Source organism: Cytobacillus eiseniae (assembly GCF_017874625.1).
In the GTDB taxonomy this organism is placed as follows: Bacteria; Bacillota; Bacilli; order Bacillales; family Cytobacillaceae; genus Cytobacillus; species Cytobacillus eiseniae.
Window position 1 is genome coordinate 88,557 of the sequence record NZ_JAGIKZ010000001.1, and the last position, 17,852, is coordinate 106,408.

The 17,852-nt window shown below is 36.3% G+C and carries 21 protein-coding genes; 17 read left to right on the forward strand and 4 right to left on the reverse strand.

Annotated elements, in window-relative coordinates; genetic code table 11:
- Positions 1-317: 317 nt before the first annotated feature.
- The gene (locus J2Z40_RS00455) at positions 318-746 is read right to left on the reverse strand and encodes a YugN family protein (RefSeq protein WP_066394884.1); all 429 of its coding nucleotides are present in this window, start codon (positions 744-746) and stop codon (positions 318-320) included.
- A gap of 229 nt (positions 747-975) precedes the next feature.
- On the opposite strand from J2Z40_RS00455, the gene J2Z40_RS00460 reads away from it, so the two are divergent.
- The 3 genes from J2Z40_RS00460 to J2Z40_RS00470 all read left to right on the forward strand — a co-directional run bounded on the left by J2Z40_RS00460 (position 976) and on the right by J2Z40_RS00470 (position 4,267).
- Complete coding sequence (locus tag J2Z40_RS00460) at positions 976-1,527, forward strand: cysteine hydrolase family protein (RefSeq protein ID WP_066394883.1); 552 nt, start codon at positions 976-978, stop codon at positions 1,525-1,527.
- Between the two features lie 248 nt (positions 1,528-1,775).
- A complete protein-coding gene (locus J2Z40_RS00465) occupies positions 1,776-2,714 on the forward strand; it encodes an MBL fold metallo-hydrolase (RefSeq protein WP_066394882.1) in 939 nt (312 codons plus the stop codon).
- Positions 2,715-3,244: 530 nt separating this feature from the next.
- On the forward strand, positions 3,245-4,267 hold the full coding sequence (locus J2Z40_RS00470) for a polysaccharide deacetylase family protein (protein ID WP_083953907.1): 1,023 nt from the start codon (positions 3,245-3,247) through the stop codon (positions 4,265-4,267).
- A gap of 77 nt (positions 4,268-4,344) precedes the next feature.
- Here J2Z40_RS00470 and bcbE read toward each other — a convergent pair whose 3' ends face one another.
- Positions 4,345-5,601, reverse strand: coding sequence for a bacillibactin exporter BcbE (bcbE, locus tag J2Z40_RS00475; protein WP_066394875.1), 1,257 nt, complete (start codon positions 5,599-5,601; stop codon positions 4,345-4,347).
- Between the two features lie 164 nt (positions 5,602-5,765).
- Between bcbE and J2Z40_RS00480 the strand changes: the two genes are divergently transcribed.
- A complete protein-coding gene (locus tag J2Z40_RS00480) occupies positions 5,766-6,404 on the forward strand; it encodes an MOSC domain-containing protein (RefSeq protein WP_066394873.1) in 639 nt (212 codons plus the stop codon).
- Between the two features lie 60 nt (positions 6,405-6,464).
- Here J2Z40_RS00480 and J2Z40_RS00485 read toward each other — a convergent pair whose 3' ends face one another.
- Positions 6,465-6,674, reverse strand: coding sequence for a hypothetical protein (locus tag J2Z40_RS00485; protein WP_066394869.1), 210 nt, complete (start codon positions 6,672-6,674; stop codon positions 6,465-6,467).
- 16 nt (positions 6,675-6,690) lie between these two features.
- The gene (locus J2Z40_RS00490) at positions 6,691-7,044 is read right to left on the reverse strand and encodes a hypothetical protein (protein WP_066394868.1); all 354 of its coding nucleotides are present in this window, start codon (positions 7,042-7,044) and stop codon (positions 6,691-6,693) included.
- Positions 7,045-7,225: 181 nt separating this feature from the next.
- On the opposite strand from J2Z40_RS00490, the gene J2Z40_RS00495 reads away from it, so the two are divergent.
- From J2Z40_RS00495 to J2Z40_RS00555, 13 genes are all read left to right on the forward strand, one after another.
- Entirely contained in the window at positions 7,226-8,308 is a 1,083-nt protein-coding gene (locus J2Z40_RS00495; protein ID WP_066394867.1) for a hypothetical protein, read from the forward strand.
- Positions 8,295-10,472, forward strand: a complete 2,178-nt coding sequence (locus J2Z40_RS00500) for a molybdopterin oxidoreductase family protein (RefSeq protein WP_066394863.1) — start codon at positions 8,295-8,297, stop codon at positions 10,470-10,472. The genes J2Z40_RS00495 and J2Z40_RS00500 overlap by 14 nt, the downstream gene beginning before the upstream one ends.
- Positions 10,473-11,033 (forward strand): 4Fe-4S dicluster domain-containing protein, encoded by a 561-nt coding sequence (locus tag J2Z40_RS00505; RefSeq protein ID WP_066394861.1) that lies wholly within the window; start codon positions 10,473-10,475, stop codon positions 11,031-11,033. It begins immediately after the preceding gene.
- Between the two features lie 13 nt (positions 11,034-11,046).
- Entirely contained in the window at positions 11,047-11,574 is a 528-nt protein-coding gene (locus tag J2Z40_RS00510; protein WP_066394858.1) for a Rieske (2Fe-2S) protein, read from the forward strand.
- Positions 11,564-11,755, forward strand: coding sequence for a hypothetical protein (locus J2Z40_RS00515; RefSeq protein WP_066394857.1), 192 nt, complete (start codon positions 11,564-11,566; stop codon positions 11,753-11,755). Before J2Z40_RS00510 ends, J2Z40_RS00515 begins: the two co-directional genes overlap by 11 nt.
- Positions 11,756-11,760: 5 nt before the next feature.
- On the forward strand, positions 11,761-12,072 hold the full coding sequence (locus J2Z40_RS00520) for a hypothetical protein (RefSeq protein ID WP_066394856.1): 312 nt from the start codon (positions 11,761-11,763) through the stop codon (positions 12,070-12,072).
- A complete protein-coding gene (locus J2Z40_RS00525; protein ID WP_066394855.1) occupies positions 12,059-12,346 on the forward strand; it encodes a hypothetical protein in 288 nt (95 codons plus the stop codon). The genes J2Z40_RS00520 and J2Z40_RS00525 overlap by 14 nt, the downstream gene beginning before the upstream one ends.
- Positions 12,339-13,835 (forward strand): nitrate/nitrite transporter, encoded by a 1,497-nt coding sequence (locus tag J2Z40_RS00530; RefSeq protein ID WP_066394853.1) that lies wholly within the window; start codon positions 12,339-12,341, stop codon positions 13,833-13,835. The genes J2Z40_RS00525 and J2Z40_RS00530 overlap by 8 nt, the downstream gene beginning before the upstream one ends.
- A gap of 30 nt (positions 13,836-13,865) precedes the next feature.
- Positions 13,866-14,534 carry a sensor histidine kinase gene (locus tag J2Z40_RS00535; RefSeq protein WP_066394851.1) on the forward strand — a complete coding sequence of 223 codons (669 nt, stop codon included), beginning with the start codon at positions 13,866-13,868 and terminating at the stop codon, positions 14,532-14,534.
- A gap of 72 nt (positions 14,535-14,606) precedes the next feature.
- Positions 14,607-15,260: a response regulator gene (locus J2Z40_RS00540; RefSeq protein WP_066394849.1), complete on the forward strand. Its 654-nt coding sequence runs from the start codon at positions 14,607-14,609 to the stop codon at positions 15,258-15,260.
- A 15-nt stretch (positions 15,261-15,275) separates the two neighbouring features.
- The gene (locus J2Z40_RS00545) at positions 15,276-15,713 is read left to right on the forward strand and encodes a GAF domain-containing protein (protein ID WP_245349924.1); all 438 of its coding nucleotides are present in this window, start codon (positions 15,276-15,278) and stop codon (positions 15,711-15,713) included.
- A gap of 21 nt (positions 15,714-15,734) precedes the next feature.
- Complete coding sequence (locus J2Z40_RS00550) at positions 15,735-16,787, forward strand: PAS domain-containing sensor histidine kinase (RefSeq protein ID WP_245349925.1); 1,053 nt, start codon at positions 15,735-15,737, stop codon at positions 16,785-16,787.
- A gap of 303 nt (positions 16,788-17,090) precedes the next feature.
- On the forward strand, positions 17,091-17,846 hold the full coding sequence (locus J2Z40_RS00555; protein WP_066394847.1) for a threonine/serine exporter family protein: 756 nt from the start codon (positions 17,091-17,093) through the stop codon (positions 17,844-17,846).
- The last annotated feature ends 6 nt before the right edge of the window (positions 17,847-17,852 follow it).

Genomic DNA, 17,852 nt, shown 5'->3' on the forward strand with positions numbered 1-17,852 from the left:
TCCCATCACGATTAAAAAAACTCAAGTAATATTAAGTTTCTTATATATCGGATATAGTTTGGAAAGGCACAAGTATAAAATCAGATTTAATAAAGTCGATTTCTTTATTCGTTTAAAGGAATCGACTTTTGGTGTTTATAGAATTAAATTTCATGAACTTATGAAAATAAGCTGTTGTCCATCAACCTCTGAAAGTCATTGCTCTTTTATCACAAGTGGAAGAATTGCAGGATGTCGAGAAAGCATACGCCATGTTTGATTGCGAATTGTAGAAAAAGCTTGCCTATTACCCAAGTGTAAATATAAATACAAAGCTATTAAGAGCTTAACAGACTATCGATAGAATACATAATCGAATTAATTTTTTCTATTCCTGCCAATTCCCATCTACTTTTATCTCTTATATATCCATCTTTATCAAGAGGCTCCTGAAATTGAGTCAGCCCAGTTGTTGCAGTAAGTAAAGAATGATCATCATAGTCTAAGCCAAGATTAACTACATGTTTAATTACATAAGGTGTTCCAAATTCAATATAGGCATTCGCATGATCCAATGCCCCCTCTAAAACATTAATTGGAACTCTTAAGTAAATTGTTTCACCACCCTCGCGCCATAACACGGCATCAAACTTCCCTTGGTGGTAGTCGAAATTGCTGCAGAAACTGCATCCATTCATTTTGAATCTCTCTTTTACTATACCAAAAAAGGCCCTTTTCCCTTCAATTTCAGATTGTAACTGTATCATTTGTATATTATTCACCCCTGTCAAAATAGTTGTTATTATTCTGTCCAGAAAATGAATAAAATACTAATGAATCAGATTTATTATTTCAGTATTTAAAAAGGCTATTAAAGCAAACTATCTTTTTTGGAAGGAGGGCGGGAACGAAATATTCGGAATATATAATATAATTTGTAAAATATGAGATTATCAGTATAATCAAAAGGATAAGAGAGGGAGGGAAATATAGGAAATGGATGTAGCTGTACTAGTACTTGATATTCAAAAGGGGTTTATTAGTGATAATGCTCGAATGCCAGTAGCGAAACATCAAATTAAACCAATGTTAGAAAAAATAAATAAAATTGTAGAAAAAGCTGACAGTCGAGGAGTCCCTGTTGTATATATAGGCAATGAATATGAACCTACACAATTTATTGCAAACTTCTTAACAAAAAAATCAGCAATAAAAGGAAGCGAAGGCGCTGAATTAGATGAGCGGTTACTAAGAGTGAATGAGGTTTACTTTTCTAAAAACAAATCAAATGCATTAAGTAATTCAAACCTCGTTTCATATTTAACGGCCAACAAAATGAATCATATAGTTATTGTTGGTTTATTTGCAGAAGCTTGTGTGGCTGCAACTGCACTTGACTCCATACGTAGGAACTTCAATGTAACAATAGTAAGAGATGCAGTAGGAAGTTCAAATGATTCAAAGAGAGAGAAGTCTTTAAGATATTTAAATTCTAAAGGCATTGATATAATCGATGCTTCCCAATTAATCGAGTCGTTCTTTAACTAATAATGTAATAATTGAATCAGAAAGTGTGGTTATAGAACCATGCTTTTTGTTTATAATAGATTTGCAATTAGGTTGGAATTTTCAATGCTTAAGTAAAAAATGATATCAAACTGCTGAATCTTGCTATCATTTTATCCATTAGATTTGTGAAACTGAAACTGGATATTAAATCTACTATGTAGGATATGCATCATATTATTTGCTAAAATAGTAAAGGAATGAATTTTTAGATATGAGAGGAAAAAATAGTGAGAAAACGTTATGAAAATTTGGATGGTGTGGTGAACGACCAATCATTTAAGGCAATGTCTCAGTGGCAAAAGGAACGTCGGTCAAAAGTTAAGGATTTAACTATTCAGATTCCGCAGGCTGAAGTGAAGGAAATAGCGGCGCTTCAACAAAATCATGAGAAGGCAACTATTACTTGGATCGGTCATTCTACTTTTTTAATCCAGTTAGATGGGCTAAATATACTAACAGATCCGGTTTGGGCGAAGTGGCAGGGCACTGAAAAGCGACTAACAAAACCAGGGATTGAAATAGACGATCTTCCAGAAATTGATATTGTTGTCATATCTCATGGCCATTACGATCATTTAGATTTTGGTTCAATTCGCCGTTTAAAAGGAAATCCAATCTTTTATGTTCCTGATGGATTAAAAAAAACTTTTATAAAGAGAGGTTATAACAAAACGTTTGAGGCCAATTGGTGGGAAACATTTGAAATTCAAAATCTTAGAATTACCTTTGTCCCTGCCCAGCATTGGACACGACGCACTTTGTTTGATACGAATTCTTCACATTGGGGAGGATGGATGCTAGAGGATATTCCTTCTGAACAATCAATCTATTTTGTTGGTGATACAGGCTATTTTCGCGGGTTTAAGGAAATTGCTAAAAAGTTTAATAAAATAAATTTTGTGTTAATGCCAATCGGAGCATACGAGCCAGAGTGGTTTATGAAGATTTCCCATATCAATCCTGAAGATGCGGTTAAAGCTTTCATAGAGTTGAAAGCCACATCATTCATCCCGATGCATTACGGTGCATATCGTCTAGCTGATGATACTGGACCAGAAGCGCTTGAGCGATTGTATCGTGAGTGGGAACACCTTCAACTAAATAAAGAGCAGTTATGTGTAATTAATATTGGAGGCACCTTATGGTTAAGTGCGGATAAAGGGTAGGAATATAGATAAGTTCTATAAATGGGAGATAACCGTACACATTATCATAATCACATGAAAAATTTTACTAGAGATTAAATACATATGGAAAATAAATAGAAACCAATATTCAGAGGCAGGATTAAGCCATTTGAATATTGGTTTTTTCTTGTAATTTGATTTATTTTTACTAAAGACGCTTTTCTAAAAGTTTATTGCTTTTGAAACAAATATTTAATGTGAAAAAACCTTACCAATTGTCCTGAAGGAATTGAAAATGCGGTTAATATTATGTACAGTTAATAGAGTAGATTTGTAGCGAAATTTTAATAGTTTTGTAATATATTAAAGAAATATGACAACTTTTATTTGATTAGTTACGTCTAATTTATGACATCAAAAAATCAATGAATATATAAAACATCCAGAAAATAAAAAGGAGTGATAATAACTCGTTTTTTTAAATAAATATAATCCTGATTGACAGTGGGAATTTCATTATTATGTATTTTTACATCTTAGATCAACAAGAAATGGAAAGGTGAAGTCACGTGGAAAGAACAAGGGTTGGGAGAAAAAGAAAATTAATAAAGACAAAGGAAAAAGTAATGATTTCAGTTTTAGTATGTATCATTTTAGCAGCAGTTATCTTACAACCGGGAAGCAACAACGAAGCATTGGCCGTATCTAATTTCAAACAACCAATTAAAATGATGTATTCCTTTATGTCGCAAAGCCATTTGGACCAAGAGAATGAAATGAACGGCTCTATTTATCATTATTTTCGCTCACTTCAAATAAAGAAAAAAGAGGAAGTAAGTAAAAACGGCATTGACACGAAAGAAGAAGTTAAATCAGACAAAGAAATAGAAGCTGAATTTGAAGTTATTAACAATGAAAAAGACAAGAATAATCAAACGGATATAGAGAATGCTGACACTGATGATTCGAAACAAGAGCAAACAGATCAAAATGTAAACCTCAATAAAGTATATCTAACCTTTGACGATGGACCTTCCGCGTATACGACGAGTATTTTAGAAACGCTACAATCATTTGGGATGAAAGCAACATTTTTTATGCTTGAACCAAATATGAAGAAGTATCCCGATGAACTTAATCAAATTATTAATGAGGGGCATATACCAGCACTACACGGCGTAACCCATGAAGTTTCCAAAATTTATCAATCAGAACAAACAGTTGTTGATGAGATGAGACAGGGACAAGAAACGTTATTAGACTTAACAGGAACATTCACATCTTTAATTCGTACACCATATGGATCTGCTCCATATATGAAACCATCTTATAAAGAAGCAGTACAATCTGCTGGCTTCCAATTATGGGATTGGACTATTGATAGTCAAGATTGGAAATTTAAAAACGGTGAATATGTTGAACAAGTTATTCAACAGATGGAGAACTATCGATATAAGAGCAGCCCGATTGTCATCTTACTCCATGATCGCAAATCAACTGCTGAACATTTACCAACTCTTATGAAGTATTTACAATCAAAGGGCTACGAAATGGAAGTATTAAGTGAAAAGCTATCCGCATATAATTTTTAATTTAACCATCCTACGGCATCCATTGGAGATGTCGTTTTTTCTTTATAAACAAAAGACCGCAATAGTCCTTATTGCGGTTACTTCTTATCTGGTTTTATGGCTTTAAATGTAGCAATTGCTGCAACTAGAGCAAGGATACTCAAAATATAAAACAATGATTTTTCTGCATGTTTCATGAGTACTGCAATGGCTGGAGGGCCTGCAGCTACTCCGACAAATCTCATAGAACTATAAATAGAAGTAATCGTTCCTCGTTCCTGCCTATCAATTCCTTCTGTAATTAATGTATCAAGGCATGGCAGAGCAGAGCCGATGCCAATCCCTCCAAAAAGAAAGAGGATAATCATGAACCACAAACTATCAGAAAAACTAAGGACGGCAATTGATATAGCGGTAAGAGTGGATCCGCCAAAAATAAGCCATTTCATTAAAATTTTATTTTCCTTAATTAATTTACCAGTAATAAAAGAAGATGTACATAAAGCACCAAGTGGGATAGCAAGGAAAAATCCCTTTTTTACATTTTTTATATCGTATATTTTTTCTAGTGTATCTGATAAATAAAATAATACACCAAATAGGACAAACATTAAGATAGCGCCAATAATAAATATAGCATATAGCCATCTTCCGTTATTCTTAAATGTTTCTTTAATATTGGCAAAAAACTGTTTAAATGGAACTGGTTCGAACTCCATATTTTTAGTTTTAACAAGAAAGATCATAAGTATAATGGATAGTAAACAAAAAACTGGAAATGAAAAAAAAGGAAGAAACCAAATAAATCCAGCTAATAAAGAGCCAAGAATCGGACTTAACACTTTTCCAAAAGTATTCGATGTTTCAATAATCCCGAGAGATGTACTCATTTCATCGTCGTTTTTAAACATATCTCCAACTAAAGGCATGACAATAGGAGAGGCGCCCGCTGCCCCAATTCCTTGTATTGCTCGTCCAACTAAAATTAGCCAATAAGCATCATTCATTTTCCAAGCAGCCCAACCAGAAATAAGTCCGCCTATCCCTGCGATTATCAAACTTGGGATAATTACTTTTTTCCTCCCGATATGATCAGAAAGGATACCAGCAATAGGGATAAGTATGATAGCAACAATTGAATACACCGTTAAGATCATGCTTGTTTGAAAAGAGGAGATGTTTAATTGTTTCTCCATTGCAGGTAAGACAGGAATAAGCATTGAGTTTCCAAGTGTCATTACAAGCGGGATTGAAGCAAGAGCTAGGATTGCCCACTTATTATTTGACGTATCTCCTCCATTCTTCCCGCTTTTTGAATCCTTTTCGTTGCTCTGCAGCTTTTCAACATGCTCCATTTGCTAATCCTTCCTTAAACGTAATCAATCATATTTAATATTTGTTACTTTCCAAAAAATAAAGGCCACATTTTATGGAAATTTTTAAAAGTAAAATAAATAATTAGCTTTGAACGTAATAAAAGGATAATATATAGAGAATAATGGAAAAATGAGGTGGTTAGGTGGAGAGAAAATTGCTCTCACTAAACATTGGTAGGGCGAATTTGCATGTTTGGAAAGGAAAAACGGAAAATTCAGCCATTGGAAAAAAGGGAATAGAAGAGGCCGTTTTGAAGAAAAATGGATTTATAGGAGATTATGTTGCAAATCGCGAATTTCATGGCGGACCAGAAAGGGCAGTATGCCTCTATCCGTATGAACATTATTTGCTGTGGGAAAAGGAATACAATCAGACATTTCGCATGCCAGCTTTTGGCGAAAATATTTGTGTGGAAAACATGTTAGAAAAGGATGTTTATATCGGTGATACCTTTTCATTTGGTGATGCGATCATCCAAGTTTCCCAAGGTCGGATCCCATGTTCTACAATTTCAAAGCATAATAGGATAGATTCATTGCTTGGGAGAATCGTTGAAACAGGTTTTACGGGTTATTTCTTCAGAGTTCTCCAAGAAGGCGAAGTAACTGATAAATCTAATCTTACCTTAATTGATCGGAAACAAGAAAATTTTTCCGTTTTAAATGGCAATATGTTGATGTTCCATGATCGGAAAAATAAAAAGGCAATTGAAGAGTTCTTACAAATAGAGGAGCTTGCCATAGTATGGAGAGAGAAATTGTTAAGGATGTTAGAAGGATAATAACTATTACTTGTGCTAGTAACATTGCTTAAATCCATTTTTATTATGAAGAGAAATGAACTAACCCCCAAAAAAAACAAAAGAACCATCACTAAGGTCTTTAGACAGTGAACGGTTCTTTTGTTTTTTTTGGTCCAGTAGATCTTTTTTTGTTTTTGTTTTTCTTGTACGCATATCAGCAAATGCAAATGGGCTTCGATTTTCTTCTGGATTTCTTTTCCCTTCCCGTTTTAATTTTTCGCGAATTTTCTTAGCTTTTGATTTAGCCATGATCAAACACTCCTTCTTAATGCAAATTAGATAAAACTACCTCTGTTGGGGGAATTACATTTGTAATTAATAATACTAGGAAAATAAGTCCGACAACAAGAAAAGAGATCGAAGCAAATACAACATAGTTAAGTCGTAAAGAAAATTCCTCTCTCTTTTGGATCATTCCAGTCATCGCACTTGTTTGGCTGTCAATATGTCTAGTCATTGCTCCGCCGCTGCTTGAAAACCAGACAGTAATTGTCGAAAATACAATCCCTGTAAAAAACATGAGTTCTATGAAACGGACAGAAAATAATTTGGAAAGAATGACAGTCAGTCCTATTTCTATGATCAATGTAACACCAAATTTTACGATGTTTTTCTTCATTTTATCACCTCTTCAAATAAGGATACGAATGAGAAGTTAAAATGTTTCAAATTGTCATAAAAAGGTGATGTATTAAATATAAGGGAATTTCCCCACGAAGATAAGGAAGTTCCCCGATACATTAAATGATCCTAATCTTCTACAATAAAGATAAGTTAAAAGTGTTGAGGAGGAATATGAAATGCAGGCAAAAGCTGCTGTTAACGAAAAGCCCGTTCATTCTATTAATAATGCATTTGCTTCGAAGTTTGCTAAATCTATGTTTCTATCTGTCTGTGGACTGTTTATTCTAAGTTTCATTGGTACAAGAATGTTCACACATGTCGACTTGAATTTATACGGCTATATGGTTGGAACAATCGTCTTTCTTGGTGGATTCTTCTACCGCTTTATTGCATGGGGAGAAAGACCACCGACAAAAATAATGATCAAAAAAGGCATAAAGCTATTATTTAGAAAATCTACCCCACAAACAACTGTAGAACATTTAGCTACATACCGTTTTATCTGGAATAGGGGAATTTACCGATGGACACAGCATTTACTTATTGGTTGGGGATGCATCCTTGCATGCTGTGTAACCTTCCCGCTCGTATTCGGCTGGATGTACTTCACAATGGATGATAATGGAATGTATAATATTATCCTTTTTGGTTTGCAAATCATGACAGTACCAGCTAATGGAATTATTGCAAACCTTTCTTATAACGCACTAAATATTACTGCTGTAATGGTAATTGCAGGAGTATGTATGGTACTTTATCGTCGCTTTAAAAATATGCAAGCAAGAGCAGAACAGAAATTCATGTACGATTTCTTGCCATTAATTATGTTGCTATTAGTTAGTATTACTGGATTAGCTTTAACATTCTTGAATATGTTCATGGATGGGGAAGGCCAGCCAGCTATGTCATTAATCCATCAATGGACAGTAATAATCACATTGATTTATCTCCCATTCGGCAAGCTAGCTCATATCCCATTCCGTCCGATGAGTGTTTTTGCAAAGAACTATCGTGAACATTACGGAGAGCAATCAATGAAAAAATGTAAAGTATGTGAAACTGAATTCGTATCAACAGAACAATCAAATGATGTTGTTGATGTTCTTCATGTAAATGATATTCAATTTGAAATGGAAGAAGGATTTCACCTTGCTGAATTATGTCTTCCATGTCGAAGAAAATACCGGATTGCACAATTTTCCGGCTTCCCTACCCATGAGGTAAAAGTGAAGGAGGCAAACCAGAATGCAAAGGGATAAATTTTTCAAAGAGATAGAGAATGTAAGACATCCAAATGAAACACTCGTAAAGACACATTGCAGTTATTGTGGGATGCAATGTGGAATGAATTTACGTGTAAATACACAAACAAATAAAATTATTGGTGTTGAGCCGCGTTATGATTGGCCAGTTACAGTTGGGAAGATGTGTCCGAAAGGGGTTACTGCTTATCAGCAAACTAACCATGATGATCGTCTATTAAAACCACTTATTCGTGATGATGCTTCATTAAAAGGAACGAAAGAAGGATTTCGTGAAGCAAGCTGGGATGAAGCGTATGATTTAATCGCTAAGAAATTTACTGAAATGCAAAATCAGTATGGAAAAGACACATTATCCGTGTTCAGCGGCGTGTCAATGACGAATGAAAAATGTTACTTAACAGGGAAATTTGCACGGGTAGCTCTCGGAACGCGCTATATCGATTATAATGGCCGTTTCTGTATGTCAAGTGCAGCTGGTGGCTTCCTCCGTTCATTTGGGGTGGATCGAGGTTCAACCTTGCCTTGGACAGATATTCATGAAACAGACTGCTTATTTATTGCAGGAAGCAATACAGCGGAATGCCATCCAACGTCTATGTTCCGTGTATGGAATGTACAAGAAAGAGGCGGCTACATTATTGTTGCTGATCCGCGTGAAACACCAATTGCAAGAAGAGCAGATGTGCATCTTGATTTGAAACCAGGAACAGACCTTGCCCTTGCAAATGGGATTTTAAATCTATTAATTCAAAACGGATATGCCGACGAAGAATTTGTTAATCAGCATACGAATGGATTTGAAGAAACGAAAGAGCTTGTTAAAGAGTTTACACCAGAGTATACGAGTGAATTAACAGGAGTGGCACCTGAAAAAATCATCCGTGCAGCCGAAATTTATGGGAAATCACCGAATGCAGTTGTTATGTTTGCACGTGGAATCGAGCAGCAGCATAAGGGTGTAGATAATGTTTCTGGTTACACAAATATGGCATTAGTTACAGGTAAAATTGGACGTCCAAAATCAGGAGTTGCAACATTTACTGGTCAAGGGAATGGACAAGGCGGCCGTGAACATGGGCAAAAATCTGATTTACTTCCAGGTTACCGAAAAATTACGAATCCTGAACATGTAAAAGAAGTATGCCAAGTTTGGGGAATTACTCCAGATGAAATGCCAAAACCAGGTGTATCTGCCTATGAAATGTTTGAATTAATGGAAGAGAAAACAATTAGAGGCTTATACCTATTATGTTCGAATCCAGCTGTATCTGCACCAAACTTGAACTATGTTAGAAAACAATTAAAAGATTTAGATTTCATGGTTTGTGCTGATTTCTATCTTTCTGAATCAGCAGAATTTGCAGATGTTGTCCTCCCGGCTGTTACATGGTCAGAGGATGAGGGGACCGTTACAAATCTAGAAGGTCGTATTATTAAAATTAATAAAGCACAGGAACCATTAGGAGAATCGAAGCCGGATTGGCAAATTCAAGTAGAGCTTGCTGAGCGGTTAGGTAAAGGGAAAAACTTCTCTCATCTAAAAACAGCAAAAGATGTAGCAGATGAGTTCCGTTTAGCGAGTAAGGGCGGTTATGCTGATTACTACGGGGCAACATGGGATAAGATTGACAAACAAGATGGTGTATTCTGGCCATGTAAGGATGAAGAGGATGAAGGAACACCTCATATGTTCCTAGATAAGAAATTCTATCATCCAGACGGAAAGGCAAAAATCTGTGCACTACCGTATCGTCCACCAGCTGAAGAGCCAGATGAAAAGTTCCCGCTGCGCCTAACGACTGGACGTGTTGTCTATCACTATCTATCAGGAAACCAAACTAGAAGAATCCAGTTCCTTCATGATATGTGTCCAGAGCCATTTGTGGAGGTACATCCTGAGACAGCCTTGAAATACAAAATTTCGCATGAAGAAGAAGTTCGTTTATTTACTCGCAGAGGCGAAGCAATATATAAAGTGAAAATTACAGAAGCGATTCGAAAAGATACGGTCTTTGTTCCTTATCATTTTGGTCATGAACAATCTATTAATCTATTAACAATTGCAGCGCTTGACCCAATTTCGCGGATGCCAGAATTTAAAGCTTGTGCTGCACAAATTGAAAAAGTCGAAAATGTTGAAATGAAGAAGGTGCAATAAATGACAAAGAAAAGGTTGTATTTAGAACTAGAAAACTGTATCGGTTGTCGTTCTTGTCTTGCTGCTTGTACGCAATGTGGCGGACATGAAGAACGAAACAGAAACTATGTTTATGATGTAAATCCTCTAGTTAATAGACAAACAATGCCATTAATGTGCCTTCACTGTGTCAACCCAGCATGTGCAAGAAGCTGTCCGGCTCAGGCTATTCAAATCCATGAAACAGGCGCCGTATTGTCAGCATTAGTTGAGAAGTGTATTGGTTGTCAAAACTGTACAATTGCTTGCCCATATGGCATACCGAAATTTGATACTGAGCAAAACCTAATGTATAAATGTGATTTATGTATTGACCGAACAAAGGATGGGATTCCACCAATGTGTGCGAGTGTTTGTCCATCCAATACATTGCAATGGTTGACAGATGAAGAAATAGAAAATAAAAAGCAACAATTCAATCTAGATAATGGCAAATGGGTAACAAGCATGGCACTTGAAGGAGAAACAAACGTGAAAGTAAATCTCCCTGGAATTCTTCAGGGTGTAACTAAGCTATTTTAGGAGGGATTCGACAATGCCGTCTGATAAAAATAATAAAATTCCCTTTAATGAAGATAATTACACACATAATATTGAACGGAATAATGAAAGAAAATTAGATCGACGCGGATTTATGAAAACATTGGCTGGAGCTGCAGGAGTATTCGCAGTTTCCTCCCTTCCGTGGGGAGCTGTTGCAGCAAAAGAATTAATCGGTCTCGGTGAAAAAGAATACCCAAAGCAAAAGATTATTGATGAAAGCAAATTAGCTGTAGGAGACGCATTTGAATTTAAGTTTCCTGGTGAGCATGATGATGCAATTATCATTCGCTTAGCAGAGGATAGATATGTGGCATACCAAAATGCATGTACACATCTTCGCTGCCCAGTTTTTTGGGTGAAGGAACAAAATCAAATGGTTTGTCCTTGCCACCATGGATTTTTTGATGTAGAAACAGGTGCACCAACTGCTGGTCCACCAAGACGTCCGCTTCCTGAAATTCAAGTGAAAGTAGAAAATGGTGCAATTTACGCAGTGAGGGTGAAACGTTATGAAGCGTAGTTACGTCGGAGTTGCCGTACTTGCAGTCATTCTGTTTTTGAATATTATTTTTACCCAATATATGGTTCACCAATTCTTTTATGAAAATTATGTAAATACATTAATTTTCTGTGGATTGAATATTGTATTATTTCCAATCGCATTGTTTGCATATAAAAAGATGAAAAATGTAAAGGCGTGATTCAAATGAATAGTGAAACATACCTTGATTTCTGTTTTATTAGAAATGCATCTGGCAATTTTAAAGAGGAAATAGATCAACTTCTCTCTAAACTTTTTAAAGGAATCCGCTTAAATTGGTATTTAGATGAAACGATTGAAAATGGAATAGAAATGATTGTTGCTGAAGTCAAAGGGATGAGCAGGTGGCAATCAGAGGATGAAACGATTGAATTTATTGAAGGCCATGCGGATGAGTCTTTTTGGGAATACCTCCAAGGCTATAAAATGTTCATTTATCCTGAAAAGAGAGGATGCACAAGCTGTGGAACCAATTGAGTTAAAAACATTAGAGTCCTTTATTTCTCATCGTGCAGAAGTAGCAATATTGGATCAGCCTGGTGAAGATCAAGCCCCATTTGTGACAAAAACGATTACTAAATTAGAACTTTGTCCTGATAAAACTCATATCCGCATTTTTTTTGATGACAAGAATTTCTTTGCGATTCCATTGAATGCGGATGTTAAAGTAAATGATTTCACATGGACAGCATACGATCATGGAGCTGGATTGTATTATGTAATAAAAAGTGAGCGTGCTGTCTATGCATAAAAAAATTCAGCTCCCATTACAAACATTAAATCTTGTCGTCGGTTTCATGATTTGGGTATTAATATCTTCCTTACTTCCATTTATTAAGGAAGATATTGCAATACCAGACAACCAGCTTGCAATTGTGACGGCAGTACCTGTTATTTTAGGATCGATATTACGTGTTCCACTTGGGTATTATGCCAATCAATTTGGTGCAAGGAAAATATTTCTACTCAGCTTTGTGCTGCTATTATTCCCAGTCTATTATATTAGTGTAGCCAATTCACTGACGGATCTATTGATAGGTGGACTTTTCCTTGGTGTTGGTGGAGCTGTATTTTCAGTGGGGGTAACTTCCCTGCCGAAATACTATCCGAAAGAGAAACATGGATTTGTCAATGGAATCTATGGTGCTGGTAATCTGGGTACTGCTATCTCTGCATTTGCTGCACCTGTTGTTGCAACGAAATTTGGTTGGGAAACAACTGTCCAGCTTTATTTAATCATTCTTGCTATTTTTATCATAGCCAATTTCTTTTTAGGTGATAAACAAGAAACGAAAGTCAAAACACCACTTTTAGAACAAATAAAAGGTGTTTATAAAAATGAAAAACTATGGTTGCTTAGCCTTTTCTATTTTATTACTTTTGGATCATTTGTTGCCTTTACTATTTATTTACCGAACTTTTTAGTTGCAAATTTTGGTTTAGACAAAGTGGATGCGGGATTTCGAACAGCGGGATTTATCGTTATTGCTACATTAATGCGACCAATTGGCGGATGGCTTGCTGATCGCTTTCATTCCCTCATCTTATTAATGTTTGTTTTTGGTGTGTACACAGTCTCTGCTATGATCTTATCGTTCGCACCTACGATTGGCTGGTATACTTTTGGATGCTTAACAATCGCTCTTTGCGCAGGAATTGGGAATGGTGTAATATTTAAATTAGTGCCCATGTACTTTAGTAAACAAGCAGGAATTGTCAACGGGATTGTTTCTGCAATGGGTGGATTAGGTGGTTTTTTCCCGCCAATCATTCTAACGATCTTATTTAACGTGACTGGCCATTATGCGATTGGATTCATGGCTTTATCAGAAGTGGCGCTGGCAAGCTTAATTCTCGTTGTTTGGATGTATTTCCAAGGGAAAATGGGCTTAGCAAATGAAGTCATTAATCATACGATTGAGGGAATTATGGTTACTGATACAAATGGAAAGATTATTTCTGTTAACCCTGCTTTTTCGGAAATAACTGGCTTTGAAGCAGAAGAGGTCATTGGAAAAAATCCGAATATCCTCAAATCAAATCGACAATCCAAAGCTTTTTATGAGGAGTTATGGAAATCGATTGAGCGCAATGGCTTTTGGCAAGGAGAAATTTGGAATAGCCGAAAAGATGGGGAAGAATACCTCCAATGGCTAACAATTAGTGCATTGAAAAATGATGCTGGTGATATTGTCCAATACGCTGGGATGTTTAGTGATATATCTGATCATCGCAATTAAGTAAATCAGTAAATAGTGAGGAGGGGTGAGATGGAGACACAGCCATTAAAAAATAATATCAGCTCTTATATTATTCAATCTCAGGAAGATGAAATTAAACGCATTGCACTTGAGTTGCATGAAGGAGTTGGGCAGACCTTGTATAGCCTTTTTACTGGTCTGAAGTTCATTGAGACGACAGTAGAGCAAGAGGCTTTGAAGGGGTATGTCAGCGATATGGGGGAGCTGCTTGAGAAGACGATTCAAGAAATAAGACTCCTTGCTGTTGAACTCCATCCGCCCACACTCACAACACTTGGCCTTCTTCCAGCTGTGAAAAGCTATTTAAAGCTATATACTTCTACATACGGGATTGAAGTAGATATAGATATCACAGGGGAGGAAGTTTGCTTAAATCAGAGTGAAAGAATTACACTATTCCGCGTATGTCAAGAAGCATTGGCGAATATTGCCAGATATGCAGATATAGTAAGGGCAGTTATGTCTTTTTCGTGGAAAGAAAATGATTTAACGATTATGATAAAAGATAATGGCAAGGGCTTTGATATTGAAAAAGGTTGGGAAAAGTCAACCGGCCTTGCCGCTATGAGAGAAAGAATGTTATTTATTGGAGGAGATTGCCAGCTTTCTTCAAAGGTAGGAGAAGGGACTGTTGTCAGACTTTCTCTCCCATTAAATGATACAACCGACAAGAAGTAAGCGATCAAGGGGATTTGCGGCAGCAATCCCTATTTTGCTATAGAAATTCGAACAAGGTAAGGGGGAGTTAACATGATTAAAATTCTGCTTTGCGATGACCACGCAGTTGTACGAATGGGATTGAAAATGCTTCTAAACAACCATTCTGATTTAGAAGTGATAGGGGAAGCTTCTGAAGGAAATGAATGCATCGAATTAGCGATTGAACATAAGCCGAATGTTGTTGTTATGGATTTAAGTATGCCCCACGGGAAAGACGGGTTAACTGCAACGACAGAACTAAAAAAACTCCAGCCTGAAACAGCTATACTCATTTTAACAATGCATGATGATGAAGAATATTTATTCAGGGCCATTCAAGCAGGTGCATCAGGCTGTGTTTTAAAGAGTGCACCGCATGATGAACTTCTTTCAGCCATTCGGTCTGTAGCAACAGGAAATGCTTATTTGCACCCGTCAGCAACAAAAAGATTAATGGAAGAGTACATTGGCAATATGAAAAACGGCAATGTTGATACATTTCAGCTTCTTTCTGATCGTGAAAAAGAAGTACTTACATTGATAGCAAAAGGGTTCTCAAATAAAGAAATTGCTGAACAGCTTGTAATTAGTGTGAAAACGGTTGAAACACATAAAGGGAATGTAATGGAAAAGCTACAGATGAAAACTCGTCATGAGCTAGTTGAGATCGCTTTGAAAAAGGGGTTATTGGGGTATGGAATATAAGGGGATGATGCAATTTTGAATCGTTCAGAAGAGATTGCACATGTATGTGAATCAATTTTAGCAAATATTACTGCTGATTTTGTAGGCTTAGCTCTGCAAAATAGAGAAGGTCCAGATGTGAGATGGCATTATGCTGCTGGCAACAGCAATGAGAAATACAAACGAATATCTGTCCGTTATGGGAAAGGAATTGCAGGAAAGGTCATTTCGACAGGCAGTCCTATTACAATAAATAATTTTCCAGAGGATATTCAAGGAAAGCCACTCGAATATCCAATCATGCTAGCTGAAAAGCTTCTGTATGCCTATGCAGTCCCGATTCATTATAAGGGGGCTCCTAAAGGTGTTATATTAGTTGGAAGTAGAACGAATGACCCCATTACTGATAGTGAACAGAAGATGATTAAGCAGGCTGCATCAACAATGGAAGGGATGTTGGATAGCTTGTTTTAAATGGATTTGGGGAGGATAGAAATGGATAGAGAGAACAACCCAAGAGATAACATTGACTATGAACAAATTGTAGAGGAACTGAAGAAGTCAGTTGCTGAATTGAGTGATCTAAAGTTTGCTCTTGATGCATCTTCAATTATTGCAATAACAGATCAAAGAGGGGTCATTCATTATGTGAATGATCAATTTTGTCGGATATCTAAATATACGAAAGATGAGATAGTTGGCCGTGATCATCGGATTATTAATTCAGGCCATCATCCGAAACGTTTTTTCGCCGATTTATGGCAGACGATATCGTCAGGAAGAGTATGGAAAGGTGAGATTAAAAACCAGGCAAAAGATGGAAGCTATTACTGGGTAGACACAACGATTGTCCCATTTGTTGACGAAAATAAAAAACCATATCAGTATTTAGCAATTCGTTATGAAATAACAAGAAGAAAGAAAGTAGAAGAAGAGCTACAAGCAATGATGACAAAAATGATTGATGTGCAAGAGGATGAACGTAGACGATTATCACGTGAGTTGCATGATGGAATTGGCCAAAATTTGTATGGCCATTTAATTACGATCAATCGCCTACAATCAGAAATCAATCATCCATTACTTGATCAAATGCAAAATGAAGCAACAGAAATTATAGAAGAACTTAGAGATCTTTCATGGTCGTTACGCCCGTCTGTTCTTGATGATCTTGGATTAATTCCTGCTATTCGATCCTATTTAGTTCGATTCTCCGATCATTACCAAATTAATGTCCAATTTGATTGTTATTTACAGTCTAGATTAAGTGAAAATAAAGAAATAACCATTTATAGAATTATTCAAGAAGCTTTGACAAATATGAGAAAATACGCGGATGCTGAAGATGCTTCTGTGATCATCCGTGAATTAGAAGATGAAGTCAGAGTGGTCATAGAGGATAAAGGAAAAGGGTTTGAAATTGAGGAAATCACACGTGGGGTTGGATTATTTAGCATGGAAGAAAGAGCAAGGGCTGTCCATGGCAAGGTGACTATACAATCATCTGTACAACAAGGAACGAAAATCATTTTAGAAGTACCATTGTAGAGCTGCCTATTGGCAGCTTTTATCATTGTTAGGAAATGATCCAGCTACCTTTCATACATGATTACTGCTTCGCAATGATTGTGTTAATTCATGCTTACCGTGTTAACCTATATCAAGGTTGTCCAGCAAGACCTTAGGCGCCAGTTCTTTTGTTCGATCCTCTTTTCTTAAATGGAATATTGTAGGAATAAAATAATGAAAAAGAAACTGTATCGATAAGCCTTTTCATCATCACAATTTTCCTTTATGATGAAGAAATATAATTAGAAGTAAGACTTCTATCTTTCATAGGAGGGAAACCATATGGAGAATAAATTTCCTCAATCAATAGAAGTGATTGAATTATGCTTGCTTGCAGGGAAAATCATGCTGCAATGCGGAGCAGAAACCTATCGGGTAGAGGATACGATGATCAGAATAGCTGCATCACTTGGGATACCAGAATCGCATAGCTATGTTACCCCAACGGGAATTATCTTTTCAATTGATGGGACAGAACCAGCTAAATTTATTAGAATTTCTGAGCGCACAACAGACTTATATAAAGTGACATTAGTAAATGGTGTATCTCGAAAAATAAGCAGCGGTGAATTAACATCTCAGCAAGCCCTAATACGTTTAAAAGAAATTCAATCAGCTGATTTTACCTTTCCGATTTACCAGCAAATAATTGCAGCATCAATTGCAAGCGGATGTTTTTTATTAATGTTCTTAGGGCAGTGGGCAGACTTCATTCCAGCACTCATTGCTGGTGGGGTAGGTTTTACATGTTTTGTATATGTCCATCGCATATTGAAGGTCAAGTTTTTCTCGGAATTTATTGCATCATTTGTCATCGGTGCAATTGCTTTTCTTTTTGTATCATTAGGCATTGGGCAAGAGCTAGATAAAATTATCATCGGATCCGTAATGCCGCTAGTACCAGGACTTTTGATTACAAATGCAGTCAGAGATTTAATGGCTGGTCATCTCATTTCAGGATTGTCAAAAGGTGCTGAAGCCTTTTTAACTGCATTCGCAATCGGAACTGGGGTTGCTGTCATTATTGCATTTTTTTAGGGGGTT